The sequence below is a fragment of the Desulfitobacterium dehalogenans ATCC 51507 genome, assembly GCF_000243155.2.
GTDB classification, from domain to species: domain Bacteria; phylum Bacillota; class Desulfitobacteriia; order Desulfitobacteriales; family Desulfitobacteriaceae; genus Desulfitobacterium; species Desulfitobacterium dehalogenans.
This window is the reverse complement of sequence record NC_018017.1, coordinates 1227215-1244042: the sequence shown is the minus strand read 5'-3', so window position 1 is coordinate 1244042 and position 16828 is coordinate 1227215. Positions and strand designations below refer to the sequence as shown.

General features: G+C 47.0%; 17 protein-coding genes and 1 riboswitch. Of the genes, 2 read left to right on the top strand and 15 right to left on the bottom strand.

The window, feature by feature from the left end:
• Positions 1-91 precede the first annotated feature (91 nt).
• Positions 92-250 (top strand): hypothetical protein, encoded by a 159-nt coding sequence (locus tag DESDE_RS21900; RefSeq protein WP_162470822.1) that lies wholly within the window; start codon positions 92-94, stop codon positions 248-250.
• 214 nt (positions 251-464) lie between these two features.
• On the opposite strand, the gene cbiB is transcribed toward DESDE_RS21900, so the two are convergent.
• The 15 genes from cbiB to DESDE_RS05960 all read right to left on the bottom strand — a co-directional run bounded on the left by cbiB (position 465) and on the right by DESDE_RS05960 (position 15069).
• The gene (gene cbiB / locus DESDE_RS06030; protein WP_014793157.1) at positions 465-1430 is read right to left on the bottom strand and encodes an adenosylcobinamide-phosphate synthase CbiB; all 966 of its coding nucleotides are present in this window, start codon (positions 1428-1430) and stop codon (positions 465-467) included.
• A 5-nt stretch (positions 1431-1435) separates the two neighbouring features.
• Positions 1436-3025, bottom strand: coding sequence for a cobyric acid synthase (locus DESDE_RS06025; protein ID WP_014793156.1), 1590 nt, complete (start codon positions 3023-3025; stop codon positions 1436-1438).
• Between the two features lie 15 nt (positions 3026-3040).
• The gene (locus tag DESDE_RS06020; protein WP_014793155.1) at positions 3041-3679 is read right to left on the bottom strand and encodes a precorrin-8X methylmutase; all 639 of its coding nucleotides are present in this window, start codon (positions 3677-3679) and stop codon (positions 3041-3043) included.
• Entirely contained in the window at positions 3676-4044 is a 369-nt protein-coding gene (locus DESDE_RS06015) for a sirohydrochlorin chelatase (RefSeq protein WP_014793154.1), read from the bottom strand. Before DESDE_RS06015 ends, DESDE_RS06020 begins: the two co-directional genes overlap by 4 nt.
• The gene (gene cobK / locus DESDE_RS06010; RefSeq protein ID WP_014793153.1) at positions 4034-4819 is read right to left on the bottom strand and encodes a precorrin-6A reductase; all 786 of its coding nucleotides are present in this window, start codon (positions 4817-4819) and stop codon (positions 4034-4036) included. Before cobK ends, DESDE_RS06015 begins: the two co-directional genes overlap by 11 nt.
• Positions 4816-5502, bottom strand: a complete 687-nt coding sequence (cobJ, locus tag DESDE_RS06005) for a precorrin-3B C(17)-methyltransferase (protein WP_019849770.1) — start codon at positions 5500-5502, stop codon at positions 4816-4818. Before cobJ ends, cobK begins: the two co-directional genes overlap by 4 nt.
• Before the next feature lie 26 nt (positions 5503-5528).
• Positions 5529-6632 (bottom strand): cobalt-precorrin 5A hydrolase, encoded by a 1104-nt coding sequence (locus DESDE_RS06000; RefSeq protein WP_014793151.1) that lies wholly within the window; start codon positions 6630-6632, stop codon positions 5529-5531.
• The gene (cobM, locus tag DESDE_RS05995; protein ID WP_014793150.1) at positions 6629-7399 is read right to left on the bottom strand and encodes a precorrin-4 C(11)-methyltransferase; all 771 of its coding nucleotides are present in this window, start codon (positions 7397-7399) and stop codon (positions 6629-6631) included. Before cobM ends, DESDE_RS06000 begins: the two co-directional genes overlap by 4 nt.
• Positions 7400-8146: 747 nt before the next feature.
• Positions 8147-8890 carry a precorrin-2 C(20)-methyltransferase gene (cobI, locus tag DESDE_RS05990; RefSeq protein WP_014793149.1) on the bottom strand — a complete coding sequence of 248 codons (744 nt, stop codon included), beginning with the start codon at positions 8888-8890 and terminating at the stop codon, positions 8147-8149.
• Positions 8891-8989: 99 nt separating this feature from the next.
• Positions 8990-10216 carry a bifunctional cobalt-precorrin-7 (C(5))-methyltransferase/cobalt-precorrin-6B (C(15))-methyltransferase gene (locus tag DESDE_RS05985; protein ID WP_014793148.1) on the bottom strand — a complete coding sequence of 409 codons (1227 nt, stop codon included), beginning with the start codon at positions 10214-10216 and terminating at the stop codon, positions 8990-8992.
• A 4-nt stretch (positions 10217-10220) separates the two neighbouring features.
• On the bottom strand, positions 10221-10427 hold the full coding sequence (locus DESDE_RS22970) for a hypothetical protein (protein ID WP_041917223.1): 207 nt from the start codon (positions 10425-10427) through the stop codon (positions 10221-10223).
• Positions 10383-10561: riboswitch (cobalamin riboswitch) on the bottom strand. It overlaps the preceding gene by 45 nt.
• A 41-nt stretch (positions 10562-10602) precedes the next feature.
• Positions 10603-11742, bottom strand: coding sequence for a cobalt-precorrin-5B (C(1))-methyltransferase CbiD (gene cbiD, locus DESDE_RS05975; protein WP_174270141.1), 1140 nt, complete (start codon positions 11740-11742; stop codon positions 10603-10605).
• A 46-nt stretch (positions 11743-11788) separates the two neighbouring features.
• On the bottom strand, positions 11789-12631 hold the full coding sequence (locus DESDE_RS05970; RefSeq protein WP_014793146.1) for a glycosyltransferase family 8 protein: 843 nt from the start codon (positions 12629-12631) through the stop codon (positions 11789-11791).
• Between the two features lie 108 nt (positions 12632-12739).
• Positions 12740-14566, bottom strand: coding sequence for an ATP-dependent zinc metalloprotease FtsH (gene ftsH, locus DESDE_RS05965; RefSeq protein ID WP_014793145.1), 1827 nt, complete (start codon positions 14564-14566; stop codon positions 12740-12742).
• A gap of 50 nt (positions 14567-14616) precedes the next feature.
• Positions 14617-15069, bottom strand: coding sequence for a MarR family winged helix-turn-helix transcriptional regulator (locus DESDE_RS05960; RefSeq protein WP_014793144.1), 453 nt, complete (start codon positions 15067-15069; stop codon positions 14617-14619).
• A 158-nt stretch (positions 15070-15227) separates the two neighbouring features.
• Between DESDE_RS05960 and cls the strand changes: the two genes are divergently transcribed.
• Positions 15228-16757 carry a cardiolipin synthase gene (cls, locus tag DESDE_RS05955; RefSeq protein ID WP_014793143.1) on the top strand — a complete coding sequence of 510 codons (1530 nt, stop codon included), beginning with the start codon at positions 15228-15230 and terminating at the stop codon, positions 16755-16757.
• Positions 16758-16828: the final 71 nt, after the last annotated feature.

Below are 16828 nucleotides of genomic sequence, written 5' to 3'. Positions count from 1 at the left end.
CCCGCTGCTTTCTGCATGCAAACCGGTGGCTCCACAGTGTTAAGAAAGCCTCTTTCACCGGACCGCTCCTCCGCTAAAGCCGTTCCCTTTTGTGCGCAAAGCTACGCTTTTGGGTCTTTTTCAAGTCATCTCTGAGGTCATCTCCAGAGTCTTTCCCAGGGTAGCCGACCATGCCGCAAGCGGCGTCGGCAAGGCTGAAAAAGCTGCTTGGATCGGGTCGTTTATTCCACATCGCTCCGCTCAAACCTAAAAAACTACCCAAGGATTTTGCTTTACAAAAGGGAGTGAATTTAAGCGAGCGGAAACAAAACTTCGCGAAAAGCACGCAGCGGAGAAAGGTTGGAAACAGGACGTTTCCAACCGGCCATTGAGCATGGAGCGAATTGGCCGGGCACCTTTCGGAGCGAGTGCTTGAGCGTTAGTTTTGTCCGCGCAGCTTATGGAGCTTTTCCAAGTCAGATCACTTACATGATACTATTGACAAAGACGATACCTGAAAGGATTAGCGCAAAACTAATCCAAGTCCCCAGCCGAATTAATTTTTGACACCGCTCAATATCAAGCCAGGTCAGCTCATGGAGAGGATCGCCCATCTCAGCCCGGTGGTGAACCTTGCCGTGATAGATATTATTCCCTCCCAGCTGGATTTCCAGCAATCCCGCAACCATACTCTCGGGATTACCACCATTGGGACTGGGATGAGTTTTGGCATCCCTGCGCCAGATCGTTAGGGCATAGCCTACCGGCAGCTTATAAAACCATCCTGCCAGTGAAAGAATGCCCACCGAGAGACGGGCCGGAAGATAGTTAGCCCAATCATCGGCTCGGGCGGCAAAGCGGCCAAAGTCTTCATAACGCTCATTGCGATAGGCGATCATAGAATCCAAAGTGCTTACAGCCTTAAAAGCCATAGCCAAAGGTGCCCCGCCAATGAGCATATAAAATAGTGGAGAAAGGATGCCGTCTACAAAATTCTCCGCTAAGGTCTCCACCGTACCCCGAGCTATTTCCCCTTCCGATAATTGGGCGGTATCGCGACTGACAAACCAACCCAACTTGTTTCGTGCTTCATCAAGTTTCCCTTCTTTTAACGGGGTAAGCACTTGACTCCCAGCCTCCAGAAGGGATTTACCGGCAAGGGTAGAGCCAAGGAGAAGTACTTCAATGATAAGGCCAAAGACCGCGGAGATCTCTTTGGCTCCCCCAATTATACCAGCTGTTAAGATATAGCTTCCTATCACTAGAATCAGGGTAAGTAGAGCACCTTTCAGGCGGCGAAGCCGGGGCCTCCCCTGGTTAAAGCGCTTATCATACCAAGCGATAATCTTCCCCATGTAGATAACAGGATGAGGCCATTTTGGCGGATCACCCACGGCTTGATCCCATAGAAATCCTAAACAAAAAGCTATGGGATTAAGCAATACTATCATGAACATCATCCTTTGTGCAGACCCATAATAGAACGAATTTTTTCCATATCCATACTATTTCTTACCCAGTCCGCCAGTTCATTAAAGGCCTGCTCGCGAATTGCTGCCTGGGACATGGTCTTGTCTACTGAACGTGTCCCTCCCCTTCTCTCCCAAAGCCATTCCAAGAACGCGGTTCGCAAGGGATCATTATCAAATATCCCATGGAGATAAGTTCCAAAAGCACTACCATTTAACATACCATCTCCATAAACTGTTCCTTGGGCTTCGATCTCAAAAAGGGAATTACCTTCTCCCTGGGAACGCCCCATATGAATTTCATAACCGGTTATCTCTGTCCCCTGACAACGTGACAAGAACAGCTCCTCTCCTACGACCTTGCCCCGACTTTGCACCGTATGTTTATCCGACACAAACTCAGTCTCCATAGGAAGAATACCCAGTCCTGTGATTTCCTTCAAATCAGATTCAGTACCCAACGGGTCCCGAACCACTCGTCCCAGCATTTGATAGCCGCCACAAATTCCAATAATGGGGACATCCTCTTTCCAGTACTTGATAATTTTCTCACCTAGACCACTATCCCATAAAAATCGCAGATCCGATAAAGTGTTTTTGCTTCCGGGGATTATAACACAATCCGGCTGCCCCAGCTCAGCAGGTTCCCGGACATAGCGAAGAATGACATCAGACTCATCTTCAAAAGGATCAAAATCTGTGAAATTAGATAAATAGGGTAAGCGAATGACCGCTACATCTAACGCTTCATCCCGGCTCTTCCCTTTATCCTGTTTGCTTTTATTCTGTTCTTCAAGAACCACGGAATCTTCTTCCGGAATCTTAAATTGATCATAGAAGGGAACGACTCCCACCACAGGAATTCCGGTTCGTTCTTCAAGAAAATCCAAGGCCGGTTGTAAAAGTTTAATATCCCCTCGGAATTTATTCATCACAATTCCCCGAACCAATTCGCGTTCTTCCGGCTCAAGGAGCTCAAGGGTACCAACCACGGATGCCAAGGCTCCCCCCCGATCAATATCTGCCACCAGAAGCACGGGAGCCCGGGCTTCCTTGGCTACGCGCATATTGACAATATCATTTTGCTTGAGATTCACTTCCGCGGGACTTCCGGCTCCCTCGATAATTACAATCTCATGTTCCTCAAGAAGTTCATGGAGAGCTTTTTCCACAATGGGCCAGGTTTTTCTCTGGTAATCCCCGTGATATTTAAGGGCAGAAAGAGTCCCCTGGGCTTTGCCCAGAACAATCACCTGGGATCCTGTGTGTCCCGTGGGTTTCAGCAAGACAGGATTCATCCGCACATCAGGCTCTAATCCTGCAGCCTGGGCCTGTACCACCTGAGCTCTGCCCATCTCTCCTCCAGAGCGGGTAATAAAGGAATTTAAAGCCATGTTCTGGGCCTTAAAAGGTGCTACGTGATACCCTTCTTGATAAAATATCCGGCAAAAGGCCGCCGCCAAGACACTTTTTCCTACATTGGAAGAAGTCCCTTGGATCATTAACCGAGCAGCTTCTTGTTTCTCACCTGGAACTGAATTTCTATTAACCTCCGGGTTGGTTTCTTCTTTGCTCATTCTCTCACCTCATTTTTAGATCTCTCGATTTACGGCGAGATAGATCAAGGCGTTGACACAGGTTGCTGCTAAAGGGCTTCCCCCTCGATTCCCTAAGATTGTAATAGAAGGAAGCTCTGGATGCTCTTCCCAAAGCAGGTCCTTGGATTCCTTAGCTCCCACAAAGCCAACCGGTATCCCGACGACTAATGCAGGTCGGGTCTCGGGATCTTTGGCTAACTCCAGTACCTCCAGCAAAGCAGTGGGAGCATTGCCGATAGCCACGATAGCCCCCTTCAAACGTTCTTTATTCAAACGTAGAGCTGCCATGGAGCGGGTAATTCCCAATTCCACCGCTTGATCCGCAACCCGGGGATCACTGAGAAAACATTCTGCAGTGCCGCCTAACTGAGACAATTGCTTCTTAGCAATTCCTGCTCTGACCATTTCTACATCTGTAATCACTGGAGCCCCTTGCTGCAGTGACTTAAGTCCGGCCTCAATCCCTTGAGGGTGAATGCGGATGACCGATTCCAGGGTAGGATCCCCACTGGTATGAATACAGCGCTCCACGATTTTTAACTCCTTCTCAGTCCAATCCTGTTGCAAGTATCCACGAATGATCCGCATGCTTTCCCGTTCAATTTGCAGCGGGTCGGTGATAAATCCCTTCATGCCCCTAAGGCCTCCTTAATTCTTTGGCTTGCCAATTGAGCAATAACATCATCGGCTCCCAGTTCCTTGCTGAATAGAATCTCAACATCGGCGTATTTTTCCTTAAGCTCGCGAATTTCTTCATGGATATCCACGGTGACATGCATTCCCCGGAATAAAAAGAGAGGCATAATGATAATCTTCTTGGCACCCTGTTGAATCTTTTCCAAGACCCCTTCAGGTAAGCTGGGTTCTTGATGGTCCATAAAGACCGGGGTTACCTCTTCTCCCAAAATCTTACTTACTTTATGAGCTACCTCAACCAATCCCTGATTAGCCTCTTTGCGTCGACTCCCATGACCTAAAAGAATAAATTTAGTGTCCAAAGCTCTCTTCCACCTTTCTTATAAAATCTTCAATCGTCAATGTATTCTCTTCAGCCGCCAACTGCGGTTGGGCTTCCCGAGGTCGTTCCAAGACAATAACAGGAATGTTCAGCTGCAGGCAGGCCTGGACTTTCTCATCCGTACCACCGATGGCACCGCTATCCTTGGTAATCACCACATCAATCTTTAACTGCTCCCAGAGTCCCTCATTAAATTTCTGAGTAAACGGTCCCTGCATAGCTATAATCTGATAGGGTTTCAATCCTGCCTCTTCACATTGCTTTAGAACATGGGAGGTGGGAAGCACCCGTACATAAAGCTCGCAGTCGTTTAATTCAGACATCCCCACCCAATCCCGGAGGTTTTTGCTTCCGGTACTGAGAAAAACCCGCTTACCCAGTTGGGCTGCCAATCGGGCAGCATCCTCAAGATTGGAGGCAAAATGAAGGAGAGGGTGAACAGGATAATCCCCTGAAGGACGCTCCCAGCGAAAATAGGGAAGATTACATTTACCGGCAACGCACCGGGCTAAGTTCCGGATATTTTGGGCATAAGGGTGAGTGGCATCAATCAGGGCGTGAATGGCCTGTTCCTGCAGAATCCTCTCCATGGAATGTTCATCCAGAGCACCCGAACAGGTACGTAGACCTTGACGCTCAGCGATTTCGGCACCGTATTCCGTTAAAGTAGAAACCAGAACCTCATGACCATGTTTTTGTAATTCAAATGCTAATTCCCTGCCATCCTCAGTCCCCGCCAGGATGAATAACCTCATAAAACATATCCCCTCGGAGTCACCATATAGGGGCCTACGACACGGGTATGGGAATTGCCGATGATGACTGTGGTCAACATATCAATGGGGGATTGGGTAAATTCTGCAAGAGTCGTGATGATCACTTGAGAGTCACCACGCAACGCTTCCTTTACAATTCCCACCGGGGTTTGGGGATCTCGATATTCGAGTACTGCTTGACGAACCCATTCAATCTGGTCCTGACGGCCTTTACTCTTTGGATTATAAATGGCCATGACGAAATCTCCCTCTGCTGCCAGCTTAACGCGCTTTTGAATAACTTCCCAGGGCGTGAGCAGATCGCTCAGACTAATGACCGCAAAATCATGCATCAAAGGCGCTCCTAACAGGGATGATGCAGCATTGGCAGCACTTACCCCAGGGATAATCTCCAAAGGAATATCCAAGGCATCTTTTTCTTCCAGGCATTCTATCAGAATCCCCGCCATACCATAGACTCCCGCATCTCCACTGCTGACCAAGGCAATGGCCTGACCCTCCAGAGCGATCTCTACAACTTCGCGGCAGCGATCAATTTCTTGCCGCATACCCGTGGCCACCACTTTTTTCTCGGCAAGCCAAGGACGAATCAAATCGATATAGGTTTTGTATCCGGCGACCACATCCACTTCTTTCCATACCGACTGAGCCCGTTGAGTCATATGCTCCGCATCTCCAGGACCAATGCCTACCACATAGATTTTGCCTTGCTGATGGCCACCGTGACCCCATTCCACTTCTGCTTGGGAAGAACTAACTCTCCCTGACTCGTTCCCAGTAAGCTCGCTGCTTCGCATACACCATCCACTCCAATCTTCTCTTTGACATATTCCGATGGCCTTAGCCCTTGTTGTTCATTTATACTCTGTATTTCTTGTGATGAAAAGGTATGAAAGGGTATGCCCAGGATTCGGGCTGCCTCGATAATTCCTGCTTCATCCGCTTTTAATTCAATACTGTATAGCCCCTGAATACTCTTTGGTGATATCCCTATTTGCTTGAGACTTCCCTCAATGGCTTCGATCACCTGCTCCCTACTTACCCCTCTGCGGCACCCTACTCCGATACCAAAGATCCTTGGCACCAAATGAAGGGGCCTGCTTTTTCCCTGGATCCGCTCATGCTGAGCCGCAAGTTGTTCTGTTGTAACCCATAGCTGGGCATGTTCTTTATCTTTATCCTTAAGGAAATGGTAATAAGGGTCCTGACGCAGGGGGTGTTCCTCGGGCAGGCAATCGGTCCAGACCTTGAGATAACCCTGCTCCAGCAACAAAGAATTGACTTCCTTCAGTCCTGATAAAGGTTCGACAGACCAACCAAACCGTCGGGCGTACTCATCAGGTGCGGTCAGCCCTTGCACATCTGTGGCAGTGGTTATCACCGGCTGGGCATGGATCCACTGGGCCACGGATTTCGCCCAGGCATTGGCTCCTCCTAAATGCCCGGATAAGAGGGAGATTACAAATTCCCCTTTTTCATCCAGCACCAATACGGCCGGATCCCGATCCTTACCCTGAAGATAAGGAGCAATATGACGAACCACAATCCCCGTAGCCATGATAAAAATCAAAAGAGAGGAACCTTCCCATAGTTCAGGAAGGACTTCTTTCAGCTCACTAAAATAATAAGGATCGCAGCAAGGGGCAGGCTCTTCTGTTTCATGAATGCGCTTCTGACCCTCAAGACGCCGGTGCAGATAGAGTAAGGTTGGTTCCTCTTCAGGCCATTTCTCGATGATCCGGCAGGCCGTCCTTAAGCCCTGATCCCTTAACACCACAATGGCTGTTTTCATGAGCGTCCTTGCCGATACTCATGAGTAAATTCCGGGTCATACAGTTTAGAGCGGGTCCCTTGATCCCGGAGAAAATCTCCCACAAGAATCTGTGCATGCTTACGGATTCCCGCCTCTTTCACCTGATTTTCAATGGTTTCTAAGGTACCCTCCAGAATGTGTTGATCCGGCCAGCTGGCTCGATACACAACAGCTACAGGTGTATTGGGGGGGTATCCTTTCCTCAGGGTCGCCACCACTTCCCCTATATCCTGTACACTGAGAAAAATCGCCATACTGGCTTGATGTTGAGCCAATAATGCCAGATCTTCCTTTTCCGGCACCGGGGTTCTTCCCGCCAGTCGTGTAAGAATTAAGGTCTGGCTGACCTCAGGCAGGGTAAACTCTTTTTTCACCGCAGCGGCGGCGGCAAACACAGAGCTTACTCCCGGGATCACTCCGTAGGTAATGCCCTTTTCTTCCAGGCATTGCATCTGTTCCTGGATGGCTCCATAAACACTGGGATCTCCAGTGTGTAAACGAACGACTTTTTCTCCTTTTTGTACCCCTTCCGCCATGATGGCTACAGTCTCTTCCAAGGTTAACCCGGCACTGTCAAATAAAGCTATGCCCTCTCGGCAATGCCGCAGGATATCCGGGTTGACCAAGGATCCCGCATAAATAACCCGCTGGGCTTCTTCAAGAGCCTTTTTGCCTTTTAAAGTGATCAAATCCGGATCCCCGGGACCGGCTCCTACAAAGAGAACCGGATTAATATTCTCAGCCAAGGTTTTCACTCCTGTCTTTATAATGATATCCAAAGATCTTTTTAGTGCAGCCGTCTGGGTCGCGTAGCTTTACGCACAACGCACCTTCGGGCGTGATCTCCTGAAACCTTCCACCGGAAGGTTTCTTGATCGGAGACTCACGTACTCCATAGCTCCAGGGCTGGTCAACTCGCTTTCTTAACAGCATCTGCGGCGGATGCGTATGCTTTGGGGAGTGCCGCCTTGAGCGAAACTGTCCACCGGACACTTTCGACGCCAAACCCCGCTGTTTTCTACATGTGAACCGTGGCTACGCTATGTTAGGAAAGCCTCGTTGACCCGACCGCCCCTCCGCTTAAAGAAAGCTTGGCTTATGGTGAGTGAAGCGAAGCAGAAGCCTTAGCTGCCTTATACACAGTGAAATCCGTTCGCTTTTGTGCGTAAAGCTACTCTTGTGGGTCTTTCTTGCACTTCTTTCGGGTCTTTTTCTGTGTCCTGAAAAGATACTTAAACGAATACTTGAAAAATCGCCCAAGGATTTTGATTTACAAAAGAGAGCGAATTTAAGCGAGCGGGAACAAAACTTCGCGAAAAGACTGCAGCGGAGTCGGGTTGGAAACAGGACGTTTCCAACCAGCCATTGAGCAGGAGCGATTTGGCTGGGCACCCGACGGAGCGAAGGGCTTGAGCGTTAGTTTTGTCCGCGCAGCTTATTGAGCGAACGGTGTAAAGCAAAATCCTGGAGATTTAGCTTTCAAAGGGTCTTTCTCAAGATTGAGGCTTCTTACAAAGCACAAGACTTAAATAGTCCACTTTTTCCAACACTTCCTCCGGGCCAAGCAGGCGAACGTCTTCTCCTGCCTGACCTACCCGGGTAGCTAAAACTGCCTGTGACCCGGTTCTTTGGATATGATTCAGTACATCCGGCAAATTTCGCGATACTTTCATTAAGACAAGATTAGGATATTGCTCATACTCCTCTAAGCCCTCGATCCCCGGCAAAACCACTAAAGGCTCATCTCCCGTAGCCAAAGGCCAATTCACTTGAGCTGCGGCAGCCGCCATAGCCGTGATACCTGGAATGGTCTCTATCTGATCCGGTTCAAGCTGATCTCTTAAGATAGCAAGTAGATAACTGTAAGTGCTGTATAAGGAAGGATCACCTAAGGTAAGGAAAGCAACGGAATGCCCCTGACAGAGCTCCTCCTTAATCTTCTCTGCCGCAGTATGCCAAGCAGCTTGAAGTATGCTCTCATCAGCGGTCATCGGCATTTCTAACTCTAAAATGCTAACTCCGGAGGGGCAGTGTGATTTGGCAATTTCCCACGCGACACTTTCCCGCTCCATCTTGGACTTGGGTATGGCGACCACCTGAATAGCTTGTAGAATTTCCACTGCCCGCAAGGTAATAAGCTTCGGGTCCCCCGGCCCTACCCCTATTCCGTAAAGCTTAGCCTTTTCACTGATCTGATTGTTTACTATGTTTGTGTCTTCGTTCCTATCCTTCTTCACTTCGTTCCTCCTTAGCTCTTCGGCCCGCAACCATCCCGCGGTTCTGGAGCTCATTTTCTTTTGAACGGGTTCTTAACTCCTTTGTTTGAAGCAGAGGCCTTAAATAATCCCCTTTCTTCCTGAAAGTATAAATACGGGGTTTTGGGCCTGGGCAAGATGAATATCCTTAATACCCTTCCAGCGTACAGCTTGGATCGAAACCACATCAACATCCTCATATTGCAAGCTTTTTAAGGCTTCCATACCATGAGCTAATGTCTCTAAAGTTACGGCAGTCAATACAACCCTTCCCCCAGGCGCCAAGGGAGCTTGAAGTAAAATCTCCCGAATCTGCCCATGACTACCGCCAATAATACAGACATCCATAGGGGGGATTTCCTGTAACGCTTGAGGCGCAGATCCACGAACCAGTCGCAAATTTCTTACCCGAAACTTCTCTTGATTCTTCAGAATAAGCTCCTGTGCCTCCGGATTTTCTTCTATGGCATAAACGCAGCCACGATGAGCTAAAAGCGCCGCTTCAATGCTTATGCTACCCGTCCCTGCTCCCACATCCAAGACCCGGGTCGAAGGGGTAATCTCTGCCTTAGCCAGAACTTGAATCCGAATCTCATTCTTAGTCATGGGAACATTGCCACGAACAAACTCCTCATCCTTGATACCAAAGCTCTTAGGCAATGAAAGCAAGGATTGAGCCGACTTATCCTCTGGATTTTCAGGGTAGAGGATCATCACCGCATTAGAGAAATCTTCTTCCAAATCCATGAGCTGATGAGCATCTGTATTTAACCAACGCTCTTCCGGATAAGTCAAGGCATTGCCAAGAGAGATCTGCGGATTGAAGTCATAGGTATGATAATACTCAGCAATCTTCTGAGGTGAGTTTTCACCCCCAGTGAGAACTCCCAAGGGGCGGCTGAGATGTAAAGGTAAGCAATTCAGCGGACGGCCGTGGACACTGAGCAACTCTGCATCCTGCCAGGGGATCCCTGCTCGTGCAAAAGCAAGCTGAATGGAGCTAAGGCCAGGCAACACCTGGATTTCTTCTTGCGGGAACTCCCTTTTCAACCAAGGAAGCAGACTATAAAAACCTGGATCGCCAGAAACCAGGACACTTGCCTTTTTTCCCTGCTGTAATACTCTCTGCAAGGTTTCCAAGGTTTCAGCTAAATTTCCACTGACCCGGTATGACTCTCCCTTGAAATCCGGAAAGAGCTTTAAGGCTCGTTGCCCTCCTACCAAAACATCGCTCTGATGGACCATTTCTTCAACAGCCTGGGAAACCCATGCTCTTGTACCAGGGCCTATCCCCAATATTTGGATCATCCCATCACCTTCCCCTTTGTTTAACCACTATTTCGTTAATTAACCAAGCCTTCGGCTTTGCCCAATTCTGCCGCGATTTATAGTGAAATAAAAAAGAGCCCTGAGCGGCTCTTTGGTTTTTCCCTTCGGTTATTCCGAAATAATCACCACACCCATCGCTCGTGGGCGTAATGCAATGTTCAAGGCAGGTCTCCTGACTTCCAGTCTTCATGCCTCCCCCCTTCCCAGGATTATCCCAGTGGGCTATAAGGAGGCACTCGTGGTTCACAGTGGCGGGACCGCGCCGGATTTTCACCGACTTCCCTTTTCATCCTCAAAAGAGGAACCTTGAGTATTATCCGATTGTTGTGACAATTTAATTCGAATTACTAAGTTATTCTCTACTTTTACCTAAATTCCTTCTCTATCTGCGGCCAATGCCAAAATTCTTTGCAGATCTCTTTGGCCTGATCATCCCAGGCAATGATCTCACCGTTAAGCAAAGTAAAGGCGGTTCCCACCTGCACTTCCCCATGCACATGCTCTTGAGCCCGACAACTCGCCCTTTCTGCTAATTTAAACAGAAGATTTCCCCAACCCTTGGTACGAATTTCTTCAGCAGCACCTTCAACCGTTGGATACTCCGCTATGGTCTGCAAAAAGTTCCGGTCAATACCATTCAGTGCGGCATGAGCCACTAAAATTTCCATCCGGGCATCGGCAACATGGGTATGGGTATGGAAAATCCCCCCGGCTACTTTAATCAATTTACCAATATGACCAAAGAGAAGCACTTTCTCGATCTTGCGATAGGCAGCCTCCTCCAGCAGAAAGCCCACAAAATTGGCCATCTGAATAATGGCTTCCTCAGGAACTTTCAGTTCCGCCGTAGCTGCTCTGAAACCATAATTGCCAGGAGTTAGAACAATGGCTTTATGTCCATAAGCAACGGCTTGATCCAGCTCAGGCAGAATAGAATTCTTGAACGCTTCCTCTGACATAGGCCGAACTATACCTGTTGTGCCTAAAATCGATAGCCCTCCCCTAATTCCCAAACGAGGATTCAGGGTCTTCGAAGCAAGCTCTTCTCCATCAGGCACCTCAATCACCACCAGGACTTCTTCCTGGGGAAATACTTCTCGTACCGCTGCCTGAATCATTGACCGGGGAACAGGGTTAATAGCGCTTTCCCCTGGAGGAATCTGAAGTCCTTTTTTGGTAACGACGCCAATACCTTGACCCCCGCGAATGAGGATTTCTCCTTTTTCAGAAAGAACCCGCACTTGAGCTACCACTTCCAAACCATGGGTGACATCAGGATCATCCCCTGCATCTTTGATAATACCTACACGAGCTATATCCTTTTCCATTTCCCATCGATGTATGGATAATTGAAGCCGTTCCCCTTGGGGCAGTGGGATATCTACTTGTGTTCCTTGATTTAATCCTTTCAGTAAGAAGCATGCGGCTTTTGCCGCCCCGGCTGCACAGCTGCCCGTAGTAAAGCCCATTTTCCATGAATGCCTGTCCTTCATCTCTTTCCTCATATCAGCCGCCCCATCTATTATCGTATTCAACTATAATGCTATCATTTCACCTCGTCGTCTCAAAATCCTTCATTTTGTCATGAACCTTTTGTGCATAGTCTTTATAGAAAACATCCAATTCCCCCATATAATTTTCCTTCCAGGGTTTGTTGCGGCCACAATAATGGATAATCACGGTATTATTGCGGACCCAATCCAGGTCAATCTTCGCATCCCAATACTTGGGATTCAGGTTATAGAGAACATAATACCGTTCACTAAGATTATAGATTTTCGCATCCACAGTCAGCGTTCTATCACTATAAACTCCATTAAGGACATCTTGGTCAGGTAGAAATAAGCGATGCTTATATCCCTCAATATATTCATAGACTTCATGAATATCCTGTTCCTGGCGCAGCAGAGACAAGTTCATCATCATAACCCCCGAATTGACATAGGTGCTGTCTTCAGCCATATTAAGCCTGACATGATTAATCCTTTTCAATATTTCCTTGACATGGGAGGCCGCCGCGAAGAAATTCCCTTGGAAATCTATGGTATAGAACTCCTTTAAGGGATTTATCACCACTAGATCCGGATCCAGGTACAAAATCCGCTCGAGGTGATCCGGGAGATATTTGACAGCGAAAATCCGATAATACATTTCTTTGGGGTAGCGGCTGGTAATGGGGGCATCGCTTAAACCCTTATCGGAAATTTTAATGTCTTCAATTTTACATCGAGAGGTGTCAATGGCATGATTGATGCGGGTAAAGTCTTCTTTTGACATGCCGGAATGAGCCACATAAACTGTAAACTGCTCCCCTGGATTGGACTCAATCAGAGAGGTGAGCATGACGATCAAGTGTATAATATAATTCGAGTTTAGGGTGACTAAAATATTCATGGATTTACCCCTTTGCTGGTTTTATCTTTGGATATGAGGATTATGCTTTGTCACCTATTCAATATAAAACAGGGACCGGGATGTTAAAAACATCACCAGTCCTTCATTTTACCTTGAGAGCACCGCCATAAATTCTTCTCCGGTGATGGTTTCTTTCTCTAACAAAAAACGCGCCAACTCATGGAGTTTGTCAATATTCTCTTTTAAGATTCCGAAGGCCTTTTGATGGGCACTTTTAATGATGGATAGGATTTCCTCATCAATTTTGGCTGCGGTTTCAGGGGAACACATCAAAGAGGTATCGCTACCAAGATAAGGATTATTCACTGTTTCTAAGGCCATCATATCAAAATTCTTGCTCATCCCCAGACGGGTAACCATGGCGCGGGCGATTTTGGTCGCTTGTTCAATATCATTGGAGGCTCCTGAAGTATAGGTTCCGAAGATCAATTCTTCGGCTGCCCGGCCTCCTGTAAAGGTCGTGATTTTATTGAACGCCTCCTCCTTGCTCATCAGAACACGCTCATCCTCTTCCACTTGCATAGTGTAACCCAAGGCACCGGAAGTCCTCGGAATGATGGTAATCTTATGAACGGGTGCAGAATCAGTTTGTTTGGCCGCCACTAAAGCGTGACCAATCTCATGGAAAGCAACAATCTCTTTTTCTCGATGAGAAATCACTGCCCCTTTCCTCTGATAGCCTGCAATAACGACTTCCACAGACTCCTCCAAATCGCTTTGGTTCACCCGGCTTCTCCCACAACGAACAGCCCGCAAAGCCCCTTCATTGATAATATTAGCCAGCTCAGCCCCGGATGCTCCGGCAGTGGCTCGGGCGATAGTTTTAAAGTCGATAGAGGGTTCCATTTTCACCTTTTGTCCATGAACCCTTAAAATGGCTTCTCGGCCTGCCAAATCCGGAAGCTCTACAGGGATTCGGCGATCAAAGCGTCCAGGGCGCAATAAAGCCTTATCCAGTGATTCCGGCCGGTTGGTAGCCGCGAGAATCACAACACCCTTCTTCCCATCAAAGCCATCCATTTCGGACAAAAGTTGATTCAAGGTTTGTTCCCGCTCATCATTACCTCCTCCGAAAGATCCTCCATCACGTTTTTTCCCGATAGTATCAATCTCGTCGATAAAAACGATGCAGGGGGCTTTTTCATTGGCTTGTTTAAATAAATCTCTGACTTTTGCAGCACCCATTCCCACAAACATCTCTACAAATTCGCTCCCGGATATGGAGAAAAAGGGGACTTTAGCCTCTCCGGCAACAGCCCTTGCCAGCAAGGTCTTCCCCGTTCCCGGAGGCCCTACCAAAAGAACCCCTTTAGGCAAATTCGCTCCAATGGCTGCATAACGGCTGGGGTCGTGAAGAAAATCCACTATTTCCGTGAGGGCTTCTTTCGCCTCATCCTGACCCGCTACATCGGCAAAGGTCTTGCCCGTCTGGGCTTGAACATAGATTTTAGCATTACTCTTGCCAAAGGTCATGGCATTCATGCCGCCGCCCATCTTTTTCTGCATCAGATTGCCCAGCAAATGCCAAAGTCCAAATAATAAGATCATGGGAAGAATCCAAGTCAAGAGAAAGTTCATTAAGGGCGAGTTTTCCCGGGGGATAACCTGAGAATATTTATCCACTCCGGCAGCCTTAAGGCGATTAACCAATTCGGGATCATCCATGGCACCTGTAACAAAGACAGTTTCTTTACCTGTGGAGTCTTTGGTCACAAAAGCAATCTGATTATCCTGAACTTCGACTTCAGAAATCGCTCCACTCTCAAGATAAGACAGGAAAGAGCCATAATCCACTTGAGTAATTTGTCTTTTAAGCAATTCTGGAAAAACAAAAGCATTAAGGAACAGAAGAATTAACAAGGCAATCAGGGAATAATAGATAAGCGGTTTCTTCGGGGTTTGTTTTCCGTTCATTTTTTTCACTCCATTATTTTTATATCTAACCGCTCACAGGGATTCTGATTCTACTTCGGATCAAATCGATACATCTCTTGCATAAAGGCTTTCACATTGTCCATGCACTCAATAAATCGTTGGTATTCCTTTTCGCCCTTATGTTCCAAAAAAGCACCGTAACGCCGTTCAAGAGCCTCCTCTATCCTATAAACCGTGTCTTCCCCGTGCTGTGTAAGGGTAAGTTTTACAAATCGTTCGTCCTCAGGAGTACGAATCCGTCTTAGAAATCCTGCAGTCTCCAATTTCTTGCACATTGAGGAGGCATTCCCGCTGGTAAGGCCAATGATTCCTCCCAGACTCCCTATAGTGTGAGGTCCTCCGTCCTTAACTTCCACTAAGATTCGCGTCTGCATTAAGGTCAAGCCGTGTTCCTCAACAATGGGGCGGAATGCATTGGCCATACCTTCGGTTATCGTCCTTAAGAAATCCCAGATTTCATTCTCAAATACCATGCTTTTCATGCTTTGGCCCCCACCACGCTCTCCGATATTATATTTACACTATATATATTATAGTGTATACTTTATCTAGTCAATACATCATAGTTCCTTGTTTTTTATCAAGTGGACAAAAAGTCCGGAATTTACATATACTAAGATAACGAATGGGAGGGAGAATCATGAAAAATTTGCCTATGCTTTACCGTGTGATATCTATCGCCTTGCTTCTCCTCCTTCAAATCTTTGCTCTGGTTATGATCATTTGGAGATTCAGCAGTTATTTTATTTATTTCTATACTATTTGTACATCTCTCAGCATTGTCGCCCTGCTTTATATATTGAACAGCAAATCTGACCCCGCTTATAAGATTGCTTGGGTTATCCCCATACTTATCTTCCCTATCTTCGGGGGTCTATTCTATCTTTTGTTTGGCCGCAATAAGTTAAGCAAGCGTAAAAAGCGTGAAATGAAGGCTGTCAACGAAAAAATGAACCAGTCTTTAATACAGAATCAAGTCATCGTTCAGGAGCTTGAAGTACAAAATCATCGCGCAGCTAACCTTTCTCGATATATCGAGAAATATTCCTATTGCCCCGTTTATAAGAATACCATTACAGAATATCTGCCTCTTGGCGAGATAATGCATGAGCGTCTGCTAAAGGAATTGAGAAAGGCTGAGAAGTTTATTTTCTTAGAGTATTTCATTATTGATGAAGGGGTCATGTGGGATTCTATTCTCGATATTTTAGTAGAAAAAGTCCAACAAGGTGTGGATGTTCGAGTCCTTTATGATGATGTGGGCAGTCTCTTTAAGTTGCCCTATGGTTATGAAAAGAAACTGGAGGAGAAAGGAATTAAGTGCAGTGTCTTTAACCGCCTGATTCCTGTTCTCTCTATACACATGAACAATCGAGATCATCGCAAGATTGCCGTGATCGATGGAAAAATAGCCTTTACAGGTGGGGTCAATCTGGCTGATGAATATATTAATGCCTATGACCGGTTAGGCCATTGGAAAGATACCGCCATACTCATCCAAGGTGAGGCCGTCTGGAATTTTACAGTGATGTTCTTATCCTTATGGGGTTATGAGACTGAGACGAATGAAGATTATACCCGATACAAATTACCTGCGGACGAGGCAGAGGCCCACCCAACCGACGGATTTGTCCAGCCCTTTGGAGACAGTCCCTTAGATGAAGAACCTATGAGTGAAAACGTTTACCACACTCTCATCGCTCAAGCAGAACGCACTATCTATATTAACACCCCTTACCTAATCCTGAATAACGTAATGCTTTCGGCCCTCTGCTCTGCTGCCAAACGAAGTGTTGATGTTCGTATCGTGACTCCTTATCGTGGGGATCGCTGGTTTGTTCATTCCATGACCCGTTCGAACTATAGGCTCCTTGTCGAAAGCGGCGTAAAGATCTACGAATATTCACCCGGCTTTATCCATGCCAAATCCATCCTTGTGGACGATGTCCACGCTGTGGTTGGAACCATCAATATGGACTACAGAAGCCTTTACCTGCACTTCGAATGCGGTGTTTATCTCTATAAGACTCAAAGTATCTTGGAAGTAAAGGAAGATTATTTAGAAACTTTGGCAAAATGCCAGCAAATTACCGTAGAGGATTGTCGTGCTGTCAAATGGTACCGTAGATTAGGACGTACGATTCTTCGTATTTTCGCTCCGTTGATGTAGAATTTCAATAGTATGCTTAAGACTAATTGCAAAAAACAGGAGCTTTTCAGCATTTTCGTAAATCTGCTGAA